This window comes from Thermosynechococcus sp. PKX82 (genome assembly GCF_031583255.1).
Classification (GTDB): domain Bacteria; phylum Cyanobacteriota; class Cyanobacteriia; order Thermosynechococcales; family Thermosynechococcaceae; genus Thermosynechococcus.
Genome location: NZ_CP134169.1, coordinates 2,476,481 through 2,499,382, shown reverse-complemented (window position 1 = coordinate 2,499,382; position 22,902 = coordinate 2,476,481). Strand labels below are relative to the sequence as shown.

Sequence of the window (22,902 nt, the reverse complement as noted above, 5' to 3'; positions counted from 1 at the left end):
ACGATAGGGAGTAGTGCCCGCGATCGCCCATCCTTATGAATACCGCCGAATTACTCGTGAAATGCCTTGAAAATGAAGGCGTAGAATACATTTTTGGTCTGCCGGGGGAAGAAAATCTTGATGTCCTGCAAGCGCTGCGTCGCTCCCCCATTCAATTTATCACCACCCGCCATGAACAAGGGGCGGCCTTTATGGCCGATGTCTATGGTCGTCTCACCGGCAAAGCGGGGGTGTGTCTTTCTACTCTCGGTCCCGGTGCTACGAATTTAATGACCGGTGTTGCCGATGCTAACCTCGATGGTGCTCCTCTTGTGGCCATTACAGGGCAGGTAGGCACCGATCGCATGCACATCGAGTCCCACCAATATCTAGACTTGGTGGCCATGTTTAGCCCGGTAACCAAATGGAATGCCCAGATTGTCCGCCCCAGCATTACGCCAGAAATTGTCCGCAAGGCCTTTAAGATTGCCCAGAATGAAAAGCCAGGGGCGGTTCACATTGATGTGCCCGAAAACATTGCCGCCATGGAAGCTGAGGGCTATCCCCTCAAGCCTAGCCCGCCCGAAAAAACCTATGCCTCGTTCCAGAGCATTCTCAAGGCCGCTGAACTGATCAATGCTGCTGAGAACCCCCTGATCTTAGTGGGGAATGGCGCTATTCGTGCCCACGCTGCCGCTGCCCTCACCCATTTTGCCGAAAAGCTGAATATCCCCGTGGCCAATACCTTCATGGGTAAAGGGGTCATTCCCTATCAGCACTCCCTTGCCCTGTGGACGGTGGGACTCCAGCAGCGGGATTACATTAGCTGCGGCTTTGATCATGCTGACTTAGTGATTGCCGTTGGCTATGACTTGATTGAGTATTCCCCGAAAAGCTGGAACCCCGATGGCCGCTTGCCCATTATCCATATTGCGGCCACCCATGCCGAAATTGACAGCAGCTATATTCCTGTGATTGAGGTGGTGGGAGATATTTCTGATTCCCTCTATGAAATTCTCAAGCGGGCCGATCGCCAAGATAAGCCCACCCCCTATGCCGTGCAACTGCGCCAAGACATTGTGGCGGACTACTGCCAATATGCCCAAGATGAGAGTTTTCCCGTCAAGCCGCAAAAGCTCATCTACGACCTGCGTCAAGTCATGGGGCCAGAGGATATCGTCATTTCTGATGTGGGTGCCCACAAGATGTGGATTGCCCGTCACTACCATTGCGATCGCCCCAATACCTGCCTGATTTCCAATGGCTTTGCCGCAATGGGGATTGCCGTACCAGGGGCAATAGCGGCGAAATTAGTCTATCCGCAGCGGCATGTGGTGGCAGTCACCGGCGATGGCGGCTTCATGATGAATTGCCAAGAACTGGAAACCGCGCTGCGCATAGGAACCAACTTTACAACCATCGTCTTTAATGACGGCGGCTATGGCCTCATCGAGTGGAAGCAGCAGCGCTACTTTGGTGAATCTGCCTATGTCCACTTTGGTAACCCAGACTTTGTCAAGTTGGCCGAGAGCATGGGACTCAAGGGGTATCGCATTGAAGCCACCGCTGATTTTATCCCAACGTTGAAAACTACCCTTGCGCAGTCTGTGCCCAGCATTATTGATGTCCCCGTGGACTACAGTGAGAATCTGCGTTTTAATCAACGCCTTGGGGAGCTAAGCTGCGAAACTTAGGCCACGCACGCCACCCGAATCCAAGGGGCGTAGGGGTTCATAAACCCCGTTACTGTGATTCGCTGCCCACTTTGATAGGTTTGCAGTTGCTCGTTGACGGTGGGGTGGAGTGTTACCAAAGGCCAAGACCACTGATCCGTGCGGAGTTGATACGCCTGTTCCCCTAGTTTCACAAATTCGCCGCTAACCGTTTGCATGCCGGCGCTCACGATCATGGGTGTCGGTTGGGCGATCGCCACCGTCGGCGGTAGGGGAACTGTGGGATCAAATGTATTGAGTGTCTGGAGTTGCCAAGCTTCCCATTCGGGATGTTGCGGCGGCAGGTTAAAGAAGGGAAAGATTGCCTGTCGGCACTCCTGAATCAGGGGCTTCAGATCAAGGGTGCCCACCAGTTGGTGCAGCGATTTCCCTTGGCGAATGGCTGTGGCGGCTAACCACCCTGCCCCCTGTCCAATGCCCATTACCAGCGGTTGCAAGCGAGTGGCACCATTGGCAATATGGGTCACCGAGATATTTTTCTCTGCCACTAGAAAGCCCTCTACCGTCTGGGGAATCAACGACGTATAGGGAATCACGAAGGGCGTCCCCGTCCAACGACCGCCCCAACGGATGGACTTAGGGACAAGGGGGAGTTCCATGCCCGGATAGTGGTGATCGTTCGGATAGTTGCCGATGGCAATGCCCGTGTAGTGACCTTGGGCATCAACGGGTGGTGGCGCAGTGGGGAGAATATCCTGCTCGTGAATTGTGGTGACACCCATCAGGCGCCGACTTTCGCGGTAATAGGGATGGAGGGCATAGGCACCGCCCCCCAGTTGGTCAGGGAGTTGGGGAAACGTCTCTTCCGCTAAGCCATAGCGGCGACCCAACTGTTGCTGCACATAACGGGCAAAATCTTGGGCGTGCCAGCGTGCCTCTTGGCAAAAGGCCTGTCGCTCTTGGGCAGAGCCAATCAGCCGTTCCAGACCCACCCCATAGTCATTCCCCTGCTGCGGCCAGTTGAGGATAAAGCGGTTTCCCGGCAGGCGGCCATAGTTGAGAAAGTGCAGCGGGTCATAGCCTGCCCAAGCACCGTTAAACTTGTGCTCATCCCAAAGGGGAGAAGGGGGAATCTCTGGGGCAGTGGCACCCTCACCGTAGTCCTGTAAAACGACAATCCATGTGGGGGCTTGAACGGGATAGGTTTGAGTCAAGGCTGTGGGTGCTGGGGGGGCTGAGGGTTCTTGGGTGTCTGCCTGCCACTCCCACCCCCAGCGATGGGGAATTTCCCCCAAGGCAAGGAGATCCCCGAGTTCTGTGGCGTCAATCGTGATTTGGGCATGGAGGGTGAGGGTGGTCAATTCCACCCCGAGGACGCGATCGCCTTGGCGCAAAACCGCTTGGGGAAGTTCACCGACAAGCCACGTCAGGTTGGGGGTTGCCTTGACCCACTCGGCAAAAAGATCAGCGGCGACCTTTGGCTCAAAGGTAAAAAAACTCACCCAAGCATGATCTAGCCCCCCCACTTGGCGTTGGGCGATCGCCCGCAGAAACTCACCCCACAGCCCGGTTTGCCACGCCATGAGTTCATTGCCATCGGGCGCCGCCACCCCAGCACTGGTGAGCATGCCCCCTAGCCACGGCGTTTCACTGACCAGCACCGTTTGCGCTCCCATGCGAGCCGCCGTTAAAGCAGCAGCTACCCCCCCTGTGCCACCACCCACAACGAGTACCTCGGTGCGCAGGGTTTGCCTCACTGTTGCGGTTCCTTGGGATCGGTAATCAACCCCCAACGATCGGGGGGCCAAAAGCGAATCGCCGCACGACCAATAATGTAATTGCGCGGTACCACGCCCCAGCAGCGGCCATCAAAGCTGTTATTGCGGTTATCCCCCAAGACCAAGTAGCTGTTGGCAGGAATCACCTGCGGTTGAGCCAGATAGGGCTGAATACCGGCACAGGTATCGACGGAGGTCAATGTCGAGGGAGCTAGATAGGGTTCGGGTAGGGGTTGATTGTTGATATAGACGCGCCCTTGGCGGAGTTCCACGCGATCCCCAGGCAAGCCCACCACCCGCTTGATAAAGGCATCACGAAAGCCTGCCTGTTGCAAGGCCGGAGTTGGATTGAAAACAATAATGTCGCCGCGATGAGGGGCATGGAAATAGTAGCTGATCTTTTCAATAATCAGGCGATCGTTAATCAGCAGGGTTTCTTCCATCGAGCCGGTGGGGATATAGCGCGCTTCTGCTACAAAGGTACGAATACCAAAAGCCAAGAGAGCAGCCAGCCCCAAGGTTTTGGCCATCTCCAGCCACCAAGGTTCTGTCGTCTTTTCGGCCTTGGCTGTCACTGATTCAGGGGTAGAAGCATTTGTGGGTGGCACTTTGCCATCGGACATAGGAAGGAATCTCGCAAACACTCAAAAATTGAAGCCATGCACTCCACGATACTACAGGGATGTGAGGCGAGGGAGCACTGTTTGATTTTAGAGTGCTTTGGCAAACGTTCTGTTCCACAGGGCAGCTTGTAGTTAAAGGATCTGCTCAATCATGTACTGGGCTTGAGTCCCATAACTGCCGCCAAAGAGATTGAAGTGATTGAGGATGTGGTACAGGTTGTAGATGGTTTTCCGTTGCCTATAGCCAGCCGCTAAGGGATAGGTGGCGTTGTAGCCCTCATAAAAGGCCGCAGGAAAGCCACCAAAGAGTTCACTCATGGCCAAGTCCACCTCGCGATCGCCATAGTAACTGGCGGGGTCGAAAATGACGGGTTCCCCCGTACGACAAAAGGCAGCATTTCCCGACCAGAGATCGCCGTGCACTAGGGTAGGGGTTGGCTCATGGTTCAGGAGTTCTGGAATGGCTGCTAGGAGCTGCTCCGCCTTGGGAAAGTGTCCACCCCGACGGCGAGCCAGATCAAACTGATAACGCAGGCGAGCATCGCGGAAAAACTCCCCCCAGTTGTCTGACCAAGGGTTGATTTGAGGAGTGGCACCAATGGTGTTATTCTCCGACCAGCCATAGCGATCGCCAGTGCTCTTGAGGTGCAACTGTGCCAGCTCTACCCCCATTTGCCACCAATCTCCGGCACTGGTGAGGGGCAAGTATTCCAACACTAAAAAACTCGCGTCCTCAACCACTCCCCATAGCAGGGGAAGGGGAACGCGAATCGCTTGAACCTTGGCGATCGCCCGCAGGGCATTGGCTTCGGCAGCAAACATGGCCTGCCGTTCAGGGCGATTGAATTTAACAAAGAGGGTTTGCTCAGGATGTTGCCACACATAGGTGGTGTTGATACTGCCGCCCCCTACCGCAAGGGCTTTACCCCCATGGAGCCGCTGACCCGTCGCTGCGGCAAATTGATCCCACAACTGTTGCCAGCGACCCACACCCTCAACCCTTAGTCGTCGTAAATGCGGCACTCAGCAGCATCAGGGTTGTCATCACAGTACTGCTGGAAGGAGGTTTTGTGATCTTGCTGCTCAGCGCGTTGGTGGGCAGCTTCCGCTTGCAGTTCCTCAAGGGCATCCCAAGCGGCGGCACACTGTCCAGAGGTTGCCCCTTCGGTGTCACAGATTTTGTGGGCTTCCTCGCGGGCTTGTTCAATTTGTTTCTCGAGATTACTCATAGAGCCTTTATTGAATCACCGTATTCAGTTTATGCAATCTGCCCAAGGGCAGGAATGCCGTTACTCCACTCTAGCAATGAATGCCCTGAACTGCCAGTTGGAGACGGTGCATTCCCACCCCTCACCCCTAGAGGGTACTGTCGGCAACGGTTGCTTCACTGACTAGGCTGGGGGCGGATTGGGTCAGTTGGGCATAGAGGGGCAGATGGTGCTGCGCTACCGCCGGCAGAGCCGCATGGACATGGCTAGCGATCGCTGTCGTGGTCACATCGTAGGTTTGGGTGGCTAGCTTGGGATACATCCCCACGGCAATAATCGGCACCAACAGGGACAGGGCAATGAAGGTTTCACGGGGATTGATGTCCAACAGCAGTTTGTCAAACATATCGCCCGCTTGTTTGCCCGTAAAGACACGGCGCACCATCGAGAGCAGATAGACGGGCGTAATAATCACCCCAACAGCGGCAAGGAAAATCACCCCCACTTTGAAGGTCGTGGAGTAGGCATCACTGTTGGTCAAGCCCAAAAAGACCGTCAGTTCACTGACAAAACCACTCATACCGGGCAGCGCCAGCGAAGCCATAGAGCCGGCAGTAAAGAGGGCAAAGGTTTTCGGCATGGATTGGGCAATCCCGCTCATTTTTGCCATGGCCAATGTGTGGGTGCGATCGTAGGTCACCCCGGCCAAGAAGAAGAGAACAGCCGCAATCAAACCGTGGGAAAGCATTTGCAGCATCGCCCCATTGAGACCAATGCCATTGAGGGCACCAATGCCCAGCAGCACAAAGCCCATGTGGGAAATCGAGGAGTAGGCCAGCCGCCGCTTCAGGTTTTCTTGGCCAAAAGCAGTCAGGGCACCATAGACAATATTCACGACCCCAAGGGCAATCAGAACAGGGGCAAAGTAGATGTGGGCATCCGGCAACATTTGCAGGTTGAAGCGAATCAGGCCATAGCCCCCCATTTTCAAGAGCACGCCTGCCAGCACCATTGACACGGGCGCCGAGGCTTCACCATGGGCATCGGGTAACCAAGTGTGTAGCGGAAAAATCGGCAGCTTGACACCAAAGGCAATCAGGAAACCACCATAGGCCAGCAGTTCCAGCGCCAAGGGATAGTCCTTGAGACCCAAGGCCGCCATGCTGAGCGTAAAGTCCCCCCCATAGAAGGCCATCCCGAGGCCAGCAATGAGGATAAAGAGGGAACCAACGGCAGTGTAGAGGATGAATTTTGTAGCGGCGTATTGGCGTTTGGCTCCCCCCCAGATGGAAATGAGTAGATAGACGGGCACCAGTTCCAATTCCCAAATCAGGAAGAAGAGGATGAGGTCTTGGGCGGCAAAGACGCCAATTTGGGCACTGTAGAGCGCCAGCATCAGGAAATAAAATAAACGCGGCTTCTGCTTTACTTGCCAAGCCGCAAAGATTGCCACTGTGTTGACCAGACCCGTCAGCAACATCAGGGGGACGGCAAGGCCATCAACCGCTAGGGACCAGTTCAGGCCGATTTGCGGCAGCCAAGGCACGGTTTCCACCATTTGGATCTGGGCGGATTGGGCATCGTAGTGCTGCCAGAAAACCATTGCCGAGAGGCCAAATTCGAGGAGGGCGATCGCTAGGGCATACCAGCGGACTGTCTTCCCCTCACGGTCGGGCAATACGGGAATGAAAAAGGCTGCCACTAAAGGCAGCAGTGTCAGTACAGTCAGCCAAGGAAATTGGACATTCATCAGACAACCCCCCAAGGGACGAGTCCAGTACTCTGTTCACGCATCTGAATAAGAATATATACCTATTTGCCAAATGTTGCAAATTGTTAAGCATTTTTCTAAATTATAAAGTTTGTGGCACTTCTATTGACAAAAATCTATTCTATAAAGAATTAATATTGATCTGAATAAAGTTAAGATGGGGGTTGACGGGCTTAAGGTTCCTCACCGTTGGTTGCGGCAGTGCAGTTTTATAGCAACAGGCAAGGTGTAACGGCAAAGCAGAATGTTACAGTTTGTTCTAAATACCAGAGTGTCTGGGGGTGGGGTCTCATGATTTTCTTGGAAGCCAGTGTTTTTGTCACTATCCTCGTCGGGTTTCTAGCAACGATCGTCAAGAAAAACCTGCTAATGAAGATTGTGACGATGGATGTCATGAGCACCGGCGTAGTGGCTTTGTTTGTGGTCATTGCCACCCACAGTGGTCTGGTCACGCCCATTGCCCGTGGCGGAGCCTTTGATGCTGCCTATGCCGACCCCGTACCCCAAGCCGTGATTTTAACCGCGATCGTGATTGGCCTTTCGATTCAAACGCTGATGCTGGTGGCAGCAATGAAGCTAGCGCGGGATAACCCGACGTTGGAAACCCCAGAAATTGATCAAAAGTACCTGTAGGGAGCGGCAATGACGGCGCTGGCGATCGCTTGGATTTTGTTGCCCTTTGTGGCGGGTTTAACGCTTTACTTATTGCCCCCCTTAGCGCGGGGTCTGCCGCTGGCGATCGCCCTTGTTTCCCTCTGTGTCGGCTTAGGCATCACCATTAACCAAGTCAACACTGCGTTTGTCCTACTCGATAGCTTTGGCATTTCCCTGAGCATTGACCCCCTCAGTGGCTACTTTATTGTCACCAATGCCCTCGTCATTTTGGCAGCACTGTTACATACGTGGCAGGAGGGTTATAAAGCGTTCTTCTATGTGCTGCTGTGTCTGCTCCACGGCTGTGCCAACACCGTCTTTATTTCAGCGGATTTCCTCAGTCTCTACGTCAATATTGAGGTGCTGGGGATTGTTGTCTTTTTGTTGATTGCCTATCCCCGTAGCGATCGCCCCCTCTGGATTGGCCTACGCTACCTGATGGTGAGCAACGTGGCCATGCTCTTTTATCTAATGGGGGTGGCGCTCGTCTATCAGACAAACCATACCTTTGCCTTTAGTGCCCTGATGCAGGCACCGCCAGAGGCTGTGGCGCTGATTTTGATGGCATTGTTGGCCAAGGGCGCCATTTTCATTAGTGGGCTTTGGTTGCCCCAAACTAACGTCGTTGCTGCTCCCATTGTTGCTGCTCTCCTAGCCGGCATTGTCGAAAATGCTGGGGTGTTTAGCCTTGCTCGCGTCAGTCTGCTCCATAGCAACATTGCCGATATTGTGCAGCTGTTTGCCCTCGCCTCGATCTTTTTTGGCTCAATATTTGCCTTGGTGGCCGATGATGTACGACGGATGCTCAGCTTTAGTACCCTTGGCCACCTGGGATGGGTGATCATTGCCCCACCGGCAGCGGGTTTGTATGCTCTGATGCACGGCTTAGCCAAGGCCAGTCTTTTTTTGAGTGTGGGGGAACTGTGCCACTATCGTCTTAGTGAATTGCGCCAAGAGGGTCTGCCGCGCCCAGTGGCGATCGCCCTGATTATTGCCGGTTATGGCATTGTCGGTGTGCCCTTCCTTGCTGGATTCCCCGCTAAGGCCTTGACCCTGAGTTACCTTGATCCGTGGCAGCAGGGACTGCTCTATGGTGCTGGCTTTTTGACCGCCACAATTTACAGCAAATTCCTCTTTTTGCCCCGCTATCCCAGCAAGACCCCTATGGGCTATAGTGCCGCCACAATGGTGCTCTTGGGTGGGCTATTTCTGGCCAATGCCGGCTACATGGAAGCCTACAGTAGTGGCATGAGTTTGTTACGCGCCTTTTTGCCGCCCTTGGTGGGGTGTGGCCTAGTGGCCTTGGGGGTCTCCCGCTGGGAATCCGCTTGGCGAGGGGCTTGGGAGCGCCTAGAGCATCTTCTAGGGGTGATGCTGTTACTCTTACTTGGCTTGGTGGGGTTAGCGCTATGAATTATTTGAACTTTGCCCTGCGCCTGACGATTTGGCTACTGCTGACGGCGGACTTTGGCTTGGTCAATCTGGCGATTGGGATTTTGGTTTCGCTCCTGCTGCCCCAAGGGCGAGGGGGTGTGGCAACACTGCGGCAGTGGCTGAGTACCCTAGGAAAAGTGGCGATGGCTGTTCCCCGTGCCTACTTTGAGACAATTGAAATGATGGTGCGTCCCCATCGTCATGAAGCGATCGTCCGTGAACCCGTTGATCCTACCCGTGCCCCCGGTCTGATTTTTCTGGATATTTTTACGATTACCTTCACCCCCAAGACGATCGTGCTGCACTACGACGAGGAGGGCTGGTTTGAAGTGCATCAACTAGTGGAGCACAGACCCGAAAAATGACCGCCTTTTTAGTCATCATGCTGTTGATTCTGGGCATTCCCCTCTATGCTGCTTGGAAGGGGGAGCACATCTGGTCGAAGATGTTGGCCTTTGCCAGTATTGCCACAAAGGCAGCCATTATGATCTTGCTGGTGTCGGTGCAGCGGGATGATTGGATGATTGGCATTGTGGGGGTGATCATCCTTAGTGTGGGCAATGGTGCCCTGATGCTCTTGGCGCAGATTCTGCGGCGACTACGGGATGTCGCCAATCTTTAGGGAGGGGGTCAGTGATTTTACAGTGGATCAGTTATGCCTGTATTAGTTTTGGTCTCTTTCTTTGGCTGTGGGGAACATGGCCGCTGGTGGGTCGGCGATCGCCCCTGTATAAACTGCATTTTTTGTCAGTCTCCGATACCTTAGGTTCGATGGCGATCATGATCGGGGTGTTACTGCGCATTCCCCGCGAATGGCCGCTTCTGGTCTTGGCGTTGATCTCCCTCGCCCTCTGGAACACCATTCTGGGCTACGTTTTGGCCTACTGCTCCCAAGGGGAGGACACTGATGGATAGCTGGCTCATTGCTGTCACTGCACTCTTGCCTCTAACGGCTCTGATGCTGGTGTTTCAGGAGAATCCCTACCACGCCCTTGTCATTCGTGGCATTATTGGTGCGGTGGCGGCCCTGCTCTATGCCATTCTCGGCGCTGCCGATGTGGCGCTGACCGAAGCCCTTGTGGGAACAATGCTCTCAATTATGCTCTACGCCGTTGCAGTACGCTCTTCCTTGGTGCTGCGATTGGGCATCTTAGCTTCGGCACTCTCCAGCGATAGCTTGGATCACTTACTGGCAGCCATTCGTGAAGCCGTTGCTCCCTATCATTTGCGTGTTGAATTAATCATTTATCCCACCTTTGAGCAACTTAAAATAGCGCTCCGCGATCGCGAGATTCATGCCCTATGTGCTGAAGAAACCACTCAATTATTAACGATGACCCGTGTAGCACGCCTTTACACCATCCTCAAGCCCCAGCTCACCAATCTCACAGAACTCGTGTATTACCCCTTGCCCAGTGAAGAGGAGTCAGCGACATGATTTGGCTCTATGGCATTGCGGCAGTGCTGCTGCTGGTGAAAATGCTGATGATCCCCACCCTACCTGCGGTACCAACGCTTCCCATTGTCGAAACCCTTGTTAACCAGAGTGGCATTCCCAATGCCGTTACGGCTGTGATTTTGCGCAATCGCCTGTACGACACCATTTTTGAAGTGGTGGTATTCACTCTTGCCATCATGGGGGCACAGTATCTACTCAGCAATGAAAAACCCCTTGGCCACGTTAGCCGCTTTAATGATCAGCCCTCGATTGTTTTGGCAAGATTTGGCGCCACCATTTGCTCCCTTGTGTGTATTGAGTTGGCCTTGCGGGGGCACCTGAGTCCGGGGGGTGGATTTGCGGCTGGCGTTGCTGGCGGGACGGCGATCGGGCTTGTGGCCATTACCTCAGCTCCAGAGTGGCTAGAGAGCATCTATCGTCGCTTCCATGCCGCCAGATGGGAAAAAATCTCTGTGATTGTTTTCATTCTCTGCGGTGCCAGCCTATTGATGGGGGTGGCCTTGCCGGCGGGTCAGTTTGGCACGCTCCTCAGTGGTGGCTGGATTCCTTGGCTGAATATCCTCATTGCCCTGAAAGTGGCTTTGGGGTCGTGGGCGGCAGTGCTGACATTTATTCGCTATCGCGGCCTGCTTTAATCCATGCTCCCGTGATATATTCCCTAGCCCATGCGCCGCGACTCCCTCTTTTAACAACTTTTGCCCAACTGCCTCAGATGCTCTTTGAGCTGCTTGGAATTGACTATCCTAGGGGCTACCGCTTTGACTCCGTTGAACTCAAGCAAACCGCCTTCCGCATTAACGGTGTCTTTGTCCCCCCTGATCCCTCAGGAGTGGTCTATTTTTGTGAAGTCCAGTTTCAAAGAGATAATACCTTCTACGAACGCTTCTTTGCTAAAATCTTTCTCTATTTGCGTCTGTATCGCCAGACCTTCTCTGATGGGCAAGCCGTGGTCATTTATCCCAATCGATTACTTGCGCAGCGGAGTCAGACAGAAACAGACCTGAAGCAGCAAGCCATAATAGAGTTAATCATAACAACTGTCCTGTACAAGTTCACCACACTAAGTCGCGAGGAGGTGCTGCGGATGCTGGGGTTTACGACTGAAGAGCTGAAGCGGACGCGGTTTTATCAGGACTGACCTTGGGGAAGTGTCTGATTGGCTTGATTTCTATGCTTAGCCCATGCCCCCTGACTCCCTTATGAGCTATAGCTCGGACTTACGAGAGCGGGTTGTCTCCTAATATCAAGCAAGGCGGCAAAATCAGTGAAGCGACTCAAAGCATCCCGATGACCGTTTAATCGATCGTGCCCAGCGATTTGGGGTACAAGTTTCCACCGTTGGTTACACCCTCAATCAGATGGGCATCACCCGAAAAAAACAGATGCGCTAGCAAGAACGGTGTGATGAGGTGATTCGGAATTATTGGACTGGATAATATCTCATTCTTGATTAAAATGGCTATACTGGTGTTTGACGAGAGTGACAAAGTTGCGCAGTAGTTGCAGGCCGATCTTGCCCGACTTTTCGGGGTGAAATTGACAAGCAAAGACATTGGTGCGGGCGATCGCGGCTGTGACAGTTTGCTGACCATGACGGACGGTGGCGGCCACTAACTCTGGATCCTCAGGGGCGACAAAGTAGGAGTGAACAAAATACACCCAAGGGGTTGGCGGTAAATTCTGCCAGAGGGGACAGGCGGGTTGCGTCAAGGTCAGTTGGTTCCAGCCCATGTGGGGGATGGGGAGACCGGGTTCAGATTGAAAGCGTTTGACTTTCCCCGCAAAAATACCAAGGCCGGGTTCTCTGCCTTCTTCACTGCACTCAAACAAGACTTGCAGACCCAGACAAATCCCCAAAAAGGGCATCCCCTGCTGAATCACCCGCTGAATGACAGGCACCAGTTCCCGCTCGTGGAGATGGGTCATGGCGGGGTCAAAGGCACCGACACCGGGGAGAACCACGGCATCCGCAGCACAAATGTCACTGGCGCGATCGCTCACTAAGGGCATTGCCCCCACCACATCAAGGGCTTTACTCACGGAATGCAGGTTGCCCATATCGTAGTCAATAATGGCGATCGCGGGTGTGCTCACAGAAAGCCTCTCCCAAAGGGTAACCCTACCTATTCTACAGGGGTACTCATCCCTGCTTGCCTTGCATCCCGAATAATGCGAATCCCGCCCCAAAGCACAAGGCTGGCGATGCCAAACCCCACAATCAAATCAGGATAAGGAGACTGAAAAACGGCCACTAGCGCCCCTGCTCCAATCACGCTGACATTGGCAATGACATCGTTTTGGGTAAAAATCCAGCTCGCCCGCATATGCACCTCCCCCCGCCGATGTTGGGCAATTAGATACAGACAGCAAGTATTGGCTACTAGCCCAAGGAGGGCGATCGCCATCATCCAATCTGCCTCTGGGGCACTACCGCTGACAAAGCGACGGATCACATCCAGCAAAATTAGGGCGGCTAGCGTTATTTGAAACAGGCCACTTAGACTTGCTGCACGGGTTTTCTGCTTGAGCGATCGCCCCACGGCATAGAGGGAGAGGCCATAGACGAGAGCATCGGCCAGCATATCAAGAGAATCAGCAATCAAGGCAGTGGACTGGGCAAGGACGCCAGTAATCACCTCCACAAAAAACATGAGCACGTTGATCAGCAGCACAATTCGCAGGGTTTTGCGCTCCGCCGCATTTCTTGCTTCGATGTGGCAACCACAATCGGACATGGGCTATTCCCAAACGTATCTAAATATCATGGCTGAAGTAGCTATAGGGTTGCCAGACCTCGAATAGCACAATTGTTTAGCTAGTCAATTGTTTAGCTAGTCAATGCAGATGTGACTTGCCGTACAACGGTCAGAGTTATTCTTTTAAATTAAACTGTCACAATTATTGACGCAAAGTGGCTTTAACTAGCAGCTACAGCTACTTAGGGTACTAACCGGTATTCGATAATACAATAATAACATTGGAATAACATTGGCACTTTGATTGACAAGCCGGTCTGATTGTCACTTGATATGTTAATTTTTGTTGCAAGATTCAATATTTCTGCCTCAAATCAGATCGTTTGACCATAGAATTTTTCTAGAACATCTTTTTCAAGCGTTAAGACTGTATGACTCAGTAACACCAAGCTCTATACTGGTCAACTTTTGGGGCTATGCAGAGGTAGACTATAATGTTGAACGTGTTGAACAAATGTTGTAGGGGTTTCTCGACCTAAATCAATCCGTGGCTACAGCTTAATTTATTCTGGTCAAGATTTACTAAAAGGTAGTCGATCAGGTCAGCCGTTTAGAGATTATTCAAATCCATCTTCTAAGGTTGCTCATTATCAATGCCTACATTTCTTAAGTAAAGAGTAAAGCAAGAAAAACATACCAATAGGAATGAAAGAAATATTGGTCTCATGGTTACCTACTCTGACTGGAATACTGCTCTCATCAACTACTTTACCCAAAATGTACCTTACGGCACAAAAATTTACCTGAGCCTAGATAGTGATAGCTTAGAAAAAATTGGCAGTTCTTTTTCCCAAAAGTGTGAACATGAATCTTGGGCTATAAGCTTCTGCAATGTTGTAAGAAGTCGAGTAGTCAAAGGTGAAAAAATAGACCTAAGCACTGTGTCTTATTCGGACAAATCGGGTTACCCTCTTGGAGTTGCATTTTTAGGGATTATGGTTTTAGCAGCCAATGAAATGGCGGATGATGAAGATAATAAGTTAGATGAGAAAAATTATTTTTCTAGGTTTCGCAAAATCCTGTGCCTTCCTGAGGATAGACAATCTAGACCAAAGGGGCTACAAATAAGGCCTAATGAAGATGCTCCTGAAATATATTTGTGGAAAGAATGGAATAGCTGGTTGTTTCAAAAAGGCTTTATCCCAACAGCTGAAGAGGGTTCTAGTAAACAAAGAAAATACATTAACTATCCAATATCCCAGTCATTGCTTCGTAATGCAGATAAGGATCGATTGAGAAGACTCTTTCATGAAAAACAATGGCAAACAAGATGGGATGAGCAAACATTATTTACGAAAGTGGCTAATGAATACTCAACATTTACCCAGCATCTCAAAAAGTTAATAGATGATCGTAGTCGCTATGAATCAGTAGCTCAGGTAATTCATGAAACCTACGAAGACTGGCTGGCGGAAGGATCACCAAACACCTTAACCGGTAGAACAAAGCGTAGAGAGTGGAGTCGCCAGTTGTACGCAGGGATATATCGCACTGAGGATTTTTTGGGAAATATTGAGTACTACCTGTATCCAAAGCAACAAAAAGGGCGATCGCTTGGTTCATTAACAGTAGAAGCCAATGGAGAACGATGGAATTTACGAGAAGACAGAGCGGGCTGGTATTTACCGATCGGACAACCTTTGTCGAGACAAGAAATATCTAACGGCGGAACATATCAGATAAATCCCAATGCCCAAGCTGAGAAGTTAATTTTACCCAAGCGAGACTTTTGGATTTTAGTGCCCGATCCAGATAACCCTGAATCAGGGGTATATGCTAGCTGGAGTAGTCCAAAATTGGGAGAGCAGTTTATTATCCTTTTCAGGGAATCACTATTTACAGATTTACAAAGATTGAGAGATGAAAACCTAATTCAATGGGAAGGCGATCGTGATACAAAATATCTAGTTTTTGGTGATAACTCAGATTGGTATGAAGTTTATCAGTGTCAAGTCCTTTCTAAAGCATGGGATGCAGTATTTATTCAATCAGCAGAATTGAAAAATGAACTACAACCGAAAACATCGCTATCTATTAGTTTTTCAGGAGGGTTAAGAGTACCCAAGAAGAATAATACATGGATCAGTGATCATCTCCCACAGGTAACAGTATTTGCATTTCATCCAACCGTTGCGGTAGAGATTACCAACATTACTACCAACGAAACGGTTTACTCTGATCAGTCTTTTTCAACTAATCAACGGCATTCAATTCCCAATTTGACTCAAGGTAGTTTTATAGTTAGTGCCACCTGTTCAGGGCAATCTGCTCAGGGACTAATAAAAGTTGTAACATGGGATGAAATTGATTTTACAAGTTTTAGTGCTTAATCAGCAAGGAGTTAATCATGACCCAATCCAGACAAGAGAAAACAAGTAGACAAAGATCAGTGAGATGGTATATGGGATTTAAGCAAAGTACAAAGAAATTAAAACCTAAACAGCTAATCAAAGTTATATCTAGGTCAGTTCAGTCTAGAAATCTTGTACCGTACATACCATTATTAAGAATCGAAAAAGAACCAAAAGGGGAATATTACTTTTTTATCGCGATTGAGAGCATAGAAATGGGGGATATCCCACCTGAAGTAGATAGTTTTATTAAAGGCTTAAAGGAACAATGTTTTAATTTTCCTGTTGGCAAGGAACGTAACCAATTTACTATTGACGATATTAAACCAATGGTTGGGGCAGCACATGATGTCCAAGATTACACAAATCCTATTCCATACCGATCCCAAAAAATTATTCGTGAGAGTCCTTTCGCCTTAGTTGATAGTACTAAAACTCAAAATCTCAGTGATGAGCAAATTAGGCAATTCTCAACTAAGCATGAACATCTGCTTTATTGGCTATCTACTTCAGGAAGCGGCACATGGGAATCCTTTAAGAAAACCTGTGAAATTCTTGATCTCCATGAGCCAAAGCGCATTTTAAGGCGGCTAAAACTACTGAATCATTTAACTACCTCTGATAATGGCTCTAAATGGCAAGTTAATCCGCCCTCTTTAGTACATGTGGGTACTGATTCTGAACCTAGCGATCAGACTTTTTTACTTCATGGTCAGCGTAGCCATTGCTTTTTACAGAGGCTTAGAGAATTTGGATCACTAAAGGAAAGACATCAGCCAAGAGGGGAAGCACCTCCCAGAATTAAGCTAATATTGCCCAGTCAAATTACGATTGAAATTCTAGCTCAAAAGATTGGATATTCTATTAATTTAGCTGAATCCTCAAGTATTCTCAGTCTTAATGATTGGCAGAATAGTTTGAATAGAATTGATGGTGTTCTCCCTTTTAATTTTGATCTGAAGAGATTTGATGGAGCAAACTTTATTGATTGTATTTTCCAAAATGAAACGGGATTTTATCAGTTTTGGACAAAAGACTCTAGACGGCTTAGATATAATTTTTTCTACAATCAAAATACACAATCATGGTTACAGGGTGATTGGTATGGATTAAGATTTTTGGCAATTCTATCGCTTGGGCAGAATGTTGAGTTTTACTACAATCGTCAAGAAAAAACTTTGGCAATTCCTAGGGCTCAAAGGTTGCCAGAGATTTATGAATCTCATTTAGTTATGGCATCTGGCATGTTACCTACCTACCGAGATGGCTTCTTGATTTACACTAGAATTAGTTCACGGCTGGCTAGAGAAATTTCAGAAGCTCTCAAGATTACACTAACTGAGCAGTAGTTATGCATGACTTACTTGGCACATACCAAAGACTTGATCGCATTTATCAACTTTACATCAAGAGTGCATTTCCCTTGCGGTATCCTGCCCTAGCCAAAGAACGCGATCGCCGCTTGCAATTTCTTCGTGATCCCCATAATCCTGTCCTGAGTATTCCACCCCTAGTTGAGCCATTACCAATTTATCCCCCATCAGGCATGAGCTTGTCTGAGGCTGCAAGAAATTTACCAAGAGAGTATCAAGACTTAGACCAACTTGGACAAACTCTCTTTGATGATGGAATTCAGCTTTATCAGCATCAATGGCAAAGTTTACAAGAGGTGATCGTTGATCAAAGAGATATTGTGGTTACAACGGGAACAGGATCGGGTAAAACAGAGTGCTTTCTCTTGCCACTTTTAGCTGAGTTAGCCAAAGAATCTCAAAGCTGGACAGCACCTAATACTAAACCTGCAAATCAACGCTGGTGGGATGAAACTGATAATCCTCGTGGTGATTGGGTTGCTCAAAGGAGCCATGAAACTCGTCCTGCGGCTGTACGCGCCTTGATTCTCTATCCCTTGAATGCTTTGGTAGAAGACCAATTACGCCGATTACGCAAAGTTTTAGATAGTCCTACTGTGCATGAATGGCTCGATCGTACTAGAGCAGGAAACCGCATTACCTTTGGACGCTACACAGGGCTTACCCCTGTACCTGGAACAAAAACTAGGCTAAATCATAGTCATGGGCGAGTACAAAATTCGGAAAAGCTCGGGGAATTGAGAACGATCATGCAACGCATGGAAGAAGAATATAAAAATCTTCAAAGTGGTATTGAAAGTGATCCATCAGTGCTTAATGACATGCCGGATTTACGCTTCTACTTTCCAAGATTAGATGGTGGTGAAATGCGATCGCGCTGGGATATGCAAGACCATCCCCCTGATATTTTGATCACCAACTATTCAATGCTGAATATCATGATGATGCGAAGTATCGAAAACAATATATTTGATGCTACAAAGAGATGGTTAGAAAGCAATTCAGAAAATAAATTCTACTTAATTATTGATGAGCTGCATGCCTATCGGGGTACACCGGGTACAGAAGTTGCCTACATCCTTCGCCTGTTATACCATCGCCTCGGTTTAACTGCTGATTCACCCCAACTGAGAATCTTAACGACCACAGCTAGTTTAGAAGCAGGACAAGAGGGAAATGACTTTCTGCGGCAGTTTTTTGGTCGGGGGGACTTTAGGTTTATTACTGGGGAGCAAACTCCGCCTAGAGAAGGAGCACGGTTAAATATCAATCAATATAGCGATGTTTTTGCTCAGTTTGCTCGCTCAGTTCAGCCCGATCCGTTTCGTCCCATGCAACCACCTGATCTTGAATCATCACTGCCATACATAACTACTTTGGCAGAAAATTTAGGAACTTCCAGTGGTGACTCTGACCCACGCAGACAACTGGGTGAAGCTCTAGAAAAAATAGAAGCGGCAGATGCTATCAGAGATGCTTGTAGAGCCGTCAATGGTAGTGTTCGTGCTACTGATGTAAGAGATTTAGATGATCAGCTTTTTCCGAATGCTAGAGAACCAGGACAGCTTACTTCTGATGCTATGCGAGGATTTTTAATGGCATTGGGAATGAGTACCTTAGCTAACGGTCGATCGCCCCAACCAGTGAGAGGTCATTTATTTTTCCGTAATTTGCAAAATCTTTGGGCTTGTACTAATCCCAATTGTACTGATCCAGCCGTTGATCGAGAGTTACGAAATAGTCAGCCAAAACCAAGTAGACCAACTATAGGAGCAATTCATGCCAACCATAGTTTATCTTGCTCCTGCGGTTCTCGTGTCTTAGATTTAATTGTTTGTGAAGTCTGTGGCGAAGTCCTAGTGGGCGGATACAAAGCTACAAGAAAGGTAGGAAATACTACTGTGGAAATTCTCACTCCTGATCAACCTGACTTGGAAGGAATTCCAGATGCAGTTATATTAAGTCAAAAGTATGGCAACTATCGCATTTTTTGGCCCCTACCTAATGATCGCAATCCTTGGGAAACTCAACCTCAAGATGAGCAATGGACTCACAATGGAATTAATTGTAAATGGACTAAAGCAAAACTAGATCATGTAACTGGAATGCTTGATCAGTCGAATACACCGCCAAGGAAAAATCAGGTACCAGGTTGGCTTTATCAAGTGATGGGTAGTCGCTCAGATGAAGCTTCCGCTTTTCCTAGTAAATGTCCTCGTTGTGATGCAGACTACGGCAAAGGAAAAATATTTCCAACTCCACTGCGTACCCATCGCACAGGTTTTCAGAAGGCTTGTCAGGTGATTGCAAGCGGCTTGTTGAGAGAAATGCCTGCTCCTTCCCCTCAAAGTATTCGGTCTCCCCGTAAATTGGTGATTTTTTCTGATAGTCGTCAAGATGCGGCAAAACTGGCAGCGGGGATGGAGCGAGATCACTATCGAGATATGGTGCGATTACTACTAATTCAATCTTTTAAGGATTATTGGGGAGATTTATTATCATTTGTGAAACAAACCTGCACGAACCAAGATATTCTTGACAGAATAGAAAGTCTGAATCCTAGGCTGAGAAATGATCTGAATCTACCTAATTCGTCAGATGATATGGAGCGGCGCAATCGCTTTGCTAATGCCTATTCTACTCTCACAACAGAGGCACTTTTTTGGACTATGAATCTTCCTTCTGCCAACGAATCGGCAAGAAGTGAATGGCTAAGAATGCTCCGAGATTATCCAAATCGTGTTCCCCTCTTGGATTTAAGGCGCAAATTAAGAGACTCTTTATTGCAGTATGGAATTTGTCCAGGGGGGACTGATTTCAGTGCCCTAAACTACTCAGTAGGACAAGATAGTGGAAGAGAATGGCATTCTTGGTTTAAGTGCTATAACTGGGGCACATCAGTTGTTCCAATATCTCCTATTACTCCTGAACAGACTAATCATCTCGATCGTTTAGAAGGGAAGTTAGCTGATGAGATGATGTATGCCATATTCATTCATGTAGCTAGGGTACTTGAGAATATTGGGCAAGGGTGGGTTAGCTATTCACCTGTCGGGGATGTCTCTGATGTTTTGGTTCAAGTAGTAGATGCTGTCATTCGCCAATTAGGCACCCGCCGACTTCATAGGTACTCCAGTTATTTCCATGAAGGGACTAATCAAAAATTGCCCGGCTATTCTGAAAGATATTGTAACCGTATCGCTAATGTTTCTTCCGCTGATGTTCTACGACAGCTTGCTGACTCTAAGGCAGGTATAGCCAGTGGTAATTGTCTTGCTCTCAATCCAGACAGACTTTATCTTGTACCTCCTACGATATTGAATAGTGATGGCACTCGCCCTGGTTATCGCTGTCCCCAATGCAATGCTTTTTATCTTCATCCTGCGGGTGGAATTTGTCCTGAATGCAATACTTCCAAAAATGAAAATGCGCCAATAGTAAGGCTTGAACCTAGCCAAAGCAGATCGGATTTTGATTACTACACCTATCTTTCAGAACAGTCGGGGAATCCTTTTCGGATGAATGCGGCAGAACTCACAGGACAAACGGATAAGGATGAGCGACCAAAACGCCAGCGCTGGTTTCAAGATGTATTCATCAGTCAGGAAATTCCCAGAGTTCAAGGCATCGACCTTTTAAGCGTAACGACCACAATGGAGGCTGGCGTAGATATTGGAGCATTACTGGCGGTGATGATGTCTAATATGCCCCCCCGCAGATTCAACTATCAGCAACGGGTAGGACGGGCGGGACGGCGTAGTGCAGGAGTTTCTCTAGCGGTTACTTTCTGTAGGGGTAGAAGTCATGACGATTTTTATTTTCAGCGCCCAGAAAGCATCACGGGTGATTCCCCTCCCCCACCCTATGTGGATATGCGTAGTGAGGAGATTTTTAAGCGAGTGTTGATCAAGGAAGTTTTACGACAGTCATTTAAAGAAAAAGGGATTAGTAGCTCTTTGGAGCTAACTGATAGCGTGCATGGTGAGTTTGGCAAAGTTGACGATTGGCATAAATACAAACCTCAAATTATTGCTTGGTTGCAGGATAATTCTAATGAGTCAAAAATTCTATCTATTTTAAAGGCATTAAAAATCCAAGTTGATTTAAGCACAGAAGACTCTCAATTTCTGACTTATCTTCGTAATGACCTTATTCCTGAAATTGATCGTATTGTGGCAGATGCTACCTACACTCAAAATAATTTGAGCGAGCGATTAGCAAATGCAGGATACTTGCCCATGTTTGGCTTTCCCACTAGGGTAAGGCTTCTCTACACCAAATGGTCAAATAAAGAAACCATCGATCGTGATTTGGATATAGCGATCGGTCAGTTTGCGCCTGGTTCTCAGACTGTAAGAGATAGAGCAGTGCATACCGCCTGTGGAGTTGTGGAATTAGTACCTCAAAACAATGGTAACTACGTTGATGTTAAGCCTGGTTTTTCGCCCCCTTTACCTGAGCCTAACCAAGCACTGGGGTTATGCAGTAATTGTCAAGCCGTAGTTTATCCCTATCAACCTGATCAATCTATTACTGGCAGTAAAATAGATCAACTTTTTGAATGCCCTGTGTGCCATCAACAAAGTTTACGTTCTTTGGATGCTAGAGAACCAAAAGGTTTTTTTACGAATTTGAAACCAGAGAATTATGATGGGCAGTTTGAGTGGCAACCTCGTTCTACACGTCCCACTGTTAGTATCAATTCTCCTGCTGGTAATCCAATCTTAGTTTTGAACGCTAATGTTTCTTCTGTAAGCGATCATATTATTTCAATCAATGATAATGGCGGGAGGGGAGGGTTCAATTTTCAAGATGCTTTAGTATTCAATGAACGCAAATCAGGAGCTTATGTAGTTGCCGATGCCATTGAAGGGAGCGATCGTGTTACTGGTTCAGGACAGAAATATAGAATTGCACTCCTTGCACGCCGCAAAAGTGATATTCTCTTGGTAAGCATTGCCCGGTGGAGTGAGGGGGTATTTGCTGATCCAATGACGGTAGAAGGGAGAGCGGCATGGTATTCCTTCGCTTTTTGGCTCAGGATTGCCGCCTCTGCTTATTTAGATGTTGATCCGCTGGAATTGCAAGCAGGATTTCGTACATTAGCTCAAGATGGCAAAGTTGTAGGCCAAGCGTTTCTCTGTGACAGTTTGGAGAATGGTGCAGGCTACTGCAATTTTTTAGCCAATCCTCATCAATTTGAGAAAGTCATGGCTCAATCAGACCCTAATAATTCTCTGTCAATAGCCTACCGTTGGCTGAATTCTCAAGGTCACGGCAGAAACTGTGATACTTCTTGTAATGACTGTTTGCGAGATTATCGAAATCTTGCCTATCATGGTCTCCTAGACTGGCGATTGGCTTTGGATATGGCTCGATTGGTCAGAGACTCATCCGTTACTATAGACTTAGCCTCTAATTGGGGGAATGTCCCTAATCCTTGGCAAAGTTTAGTAACTGGTGCAATTTCTACAACTTTTCAACACCTTGGTTATGGCAGTCCTACTCAGTTTGCTAATCTAACTGGTTTTGTGAAAAATCAGAGAAACAACAGTGTGATTCGAATTATCCGCCATCCCTTGTGGAACGATCAGCATCCTGAATGGATAGAAGCTGTGGCAGATGCTAGAACACGATACCCTAACTATCAGATTGAACATGCTAATCCTTTGATTGCCCTCCGACGACCCGGAGATTATGTTTAGATGAGCACTGGTAAATTCATTTGATTTGATGAGAGATCAGGCAATAAAATCGGCTTTACAATATAACTTAAATCATTCCCAGCCAAATTTCCCGACGCTAAGTTCTCTGACTCGGAATATTGACTTAGACTATTTCAG

The 22,902-nt window shown here is 48.5% G+C and carries 20 protein-coding genes; 13 read left to right on the top strand and 7 right to left on the bottom strand.

The window, feature by feature from the left end; translation table 11 throughout:
• Positions 1-35: 35 nt before the first annotated feature.
• Positions 36-1,673 (top strand): acetolactate synthase large subunit, encoded by a 1,638-nt coding sequence (locus RHH53_RS12330; RefSeq protein WP_302678432.1) that lies wholly within the window; start codon positions 36-38, stop codon positions 1,671-1,673.
• Here RHH53_RS12330 and RHH53_RS12325 read toward each other — a convergent pair.
• The 5 genes from RHH53_RS12325 to RHH53_RS12305 all read right to left on the bottom strand — a co-directional run bounded on the left by RHH53_RS12325 (position 1,670) and on the right by RHH53_RS12305 (position 7,011).
• Positions 1,670-3,409 carry an FAD-dependent oxidoreductase gene (locus RHH53_RS12325; protein ID WP_302677388.1) on the bottom strand — a complete coding sequence of 580 codons (1,740 nt, stop codon included), beginning with the start codon at positions 3,407-3,409 and terminating at the stop codon, positions 1,670-1,672. The two genes, RHH53_RS12330 and RHH53_RS12325, sit on opposite strands and share 4 nt — an antisense overlap.
• Positions 3,406-4,053 (bottom strand): signal peptidase I, encoded by a 648-nt coding sequence (gene lepB, locus RHH53_RS12320; protein WP_302677389.1) that lies wholly within the window; start codon positions 4,051-4,053, stop codon positions 3,406-3,408. Before lepB ends, RHH53_RS12325 begins: the two co-directional genes overlap by 4 nt.
• A gap of 132 nt (positions 4,054-4,185) precedes the next feature.
• The gene (locus RHH53_RS12315; RefSeq protein ID WP_310743860.1) at positions 4,186-5,043 is read right to left on the bottom strand and encodes a fructosamine kinase family protein; all 858 of its coding nucleotides are present in this window, start codon (positions 5,041-5,043) and stop codon (positions 4,186-4,188) included.
• An 11-nt stretch (positions 5,044-5,054) separates the two neighbouring features.
• Positions 5,055-5,282, bottom strand: coding sequence for a Calvin cycle protein CP12 (locus RHH53_RS12310; protein ID WP_011057657.1), 228 nt, complete (start codon positions 5,280-5,282; stop codon positions 5,055-5,057).
• Positions 5,283-5,409: 127 nt separating this feature from the next.
• On the bottom strand, positions 5,410-7,011 hold the full coding sequence (locus tag RHH53_RS12305; protein ID WP_310438608.1) for an NAD(P)H-quinone oxidoreductase subunit 4: 1,602 nt from the start codon (positions 7,009-7,011) through the stop codon (positions 5,410-5,412).
• 312 nt (positions 7,012-7,323) lie between these two features.
• Between RHH53_RS12305 and RHH53_RS12300 the strand changes: the two genes are divergently transcribed.
• The 9 genes from RHH53_RS12300 (at position 7,324) to RHH53_RS13255 (ending at position 11,970) form a co-directional block, all read left to right on the top strand.
• The gene (locus tag RHH53_RS12300) at positions 7,324-7,665 is read left to right on the top strand and encodes a cation:proton antiporter subunit C (RefSeq protein ID WP_149819866.1); all 342 of its coding nucleotides are present in this window, start codon (positions 7,324-7,326) and stop codon (positions 7,663-7,665) included.
• Positions 7,666-7,674: 9 nt separating this feature from the next.
• Positions 7,675-9,099 carry a cation:proton antiporter gene (locus RHH53_RS12295; protein WP_310453776.1) on the top strand — a complete coding sequence of 475 codons (1,425 nt, stop codon included), beginning with the start codon at positions 7,675-7,677 and terminating at the stop codon, positions 9,097-9,099.
• Complete coding sequence (locus RHH53_RS12290; protein ID WP_206200391.1) at positions 9,096-9,485, top strand: Na+/H+ antiporter subunit E; 390 nt, start codon at positions 9,096-9,098, stop codon at positions 9,483-9,485. The genes RHH53_RS12295 and RHH53_RS12290 overlap by 4 nt, the downstream gene beginning before the upstream one ends.
• Entirely contained in the window at positions 9,482-9,742 is a 261-nt protein-coding gene (locus RHH53_RS12285) for a hypothetical protein (protein ID WP_181495024.1), read from the top strand. Before RHH53_RS12290 ends, RHH53_RS12285 begins: the two co-directional genes overlap by 4 nt.
• Before the next feature lie 14 nt (positions 9,743-9,756).
• Entirely contained in the window at positions 9,757-10,035 is a 279-nt protein-coding gene (locus RHH53_RS12280; RefSeq protein ID WP_181496944.1) for a monovalent cation/H(+) antiporter subunit G, read from the top strand.
• On the top strand, positions 10,028-10,558 hold the full coding sequence (locus RHH53_RS12275) for a DUF4040 domain-containing protein (protein ID WP_302678426.1): 531 nt from the start codon (positions 10,028-10,030) through the stop codon (positions 10,556-10,558). The genes RHH53_RS12280 and RHH53_RS12275 overlap by 8 nt, the downstream gene beginning before the upstream one ends.
• Positions 10,555-11,214, top strand: coding sequence for a Na(+)/H(+) antiporter subunit B (locus tag RHH53_RS12270; RefSeq protein ID WP_302678425.1), 660 nt, complete (start codon positions 10,555-10,557; stop codon positions 11,212-11,214). The genes RHH53_RS12275 and RHH53_RS12270 overlap by 4 nt, the downstream gene beginning before the upstream one ends.
• 77 nt (positions 11,215-11,291) lie before the next feature.
• Positions 11,292-11,717 (top strand): DUF2887 domain-containing protein, encoded by a 426-nt coding sequence (locus RHH53_RS12265; protein WP_310743859.1) that lies wholly within the window; start codon positions 11,292-11,294, stop codon positions 11,715-11,717.
• Between the two features lie 160 nt (positions 11,718-11,877).
• Positions 11,878-11,970: an IS630 transposase-related protein gene (locus tag RHH53_RS13255; RefSeq protein ID WP_399373406.1), complete on the top strand. Its 93-nt coding sequence runs from the start codon at positions 11,878-11,880 to the stop codon at positions 11,968-11,970.
• Between the two features lie 49 nt (positions 11,971-12,019).
• Here RHH53_RS13255 and hisH read toward each other — a convergent pair whose 3' ends face one another.
• Both hisH and RHH53_RS12255 read right to left on the bottom strand, forming a co-directional pair.
• Positions 12,020-12,673: an imidazole glycerol phosphate synthase subunit HisH gene (hisH, locus tag RHH53_RS12260; RefSeq protein WP_310743858.1), complete on the bottom strand. Its 654-nt coding sequence runs from the start codon at positions 12,671-12,673 to the stop codon at positions 12,020-12,022.
• 29 nt (positions 12,674-12,702) lie between these two features.
• Positions 12,703-13,314: a cation diffusion facilitator family transporter gene (locus RHH53_RS12255; RefSeq protein ID WP_310438607.1), complete on the bottom strand. Its 612-nt coding sequence runs from the start codon at positions 13,312-13,314 to the stop codon at positions 12,703-12,705.
• A 686-nt stretch (positions 13,315-14,000) separates the two neighbouring features.
• Between RHH53_RS12255 and RHH53_RS12250 the strand changes: the two genes are divergently transcribed.
• From RHH53_RS12250 to RHH53_RS12240, 3 genes are read left to right on the top strand one after another with little or no spacing between them, the layout of a single operon-like run.
• Complete coding sequence (locus RHH53_RS12250) at positions 14,001-15,665, top strand: hypothetical protein (RefSeq protein ID WP_310743857.1); 1,665 nt, start codon at positions 14,001-14,003, stop codon at positions 15,663-15,665.
• 17 nt (positions 15,666-15,682) lie between these two features.
• Entirely contained in the window at positions 15,683-17,035 is a 1,353-nt protein-coding gene (locus RHH53_RS12245; RefSeq protein ID WP_310743856.1) for a hypothetical protein, read from the top strand.
• Positions 17,036-17,037: 2 nt separating this feature from the next.
• The gene (locus tag RHH53_RS12240; protein ID WP_310743855.1) at positions 17,038-22,764 is read left to right on the top strand and encodes a DEAD/DEAH box helicase; all 5,727 of its coding nucleotides are present in this window, start codon (positions 17,038-17,040) and stop codon (positions 22,762-22,764) included.
• Positions 22,765-22,902: the final 138 nt, after the last annotated feature.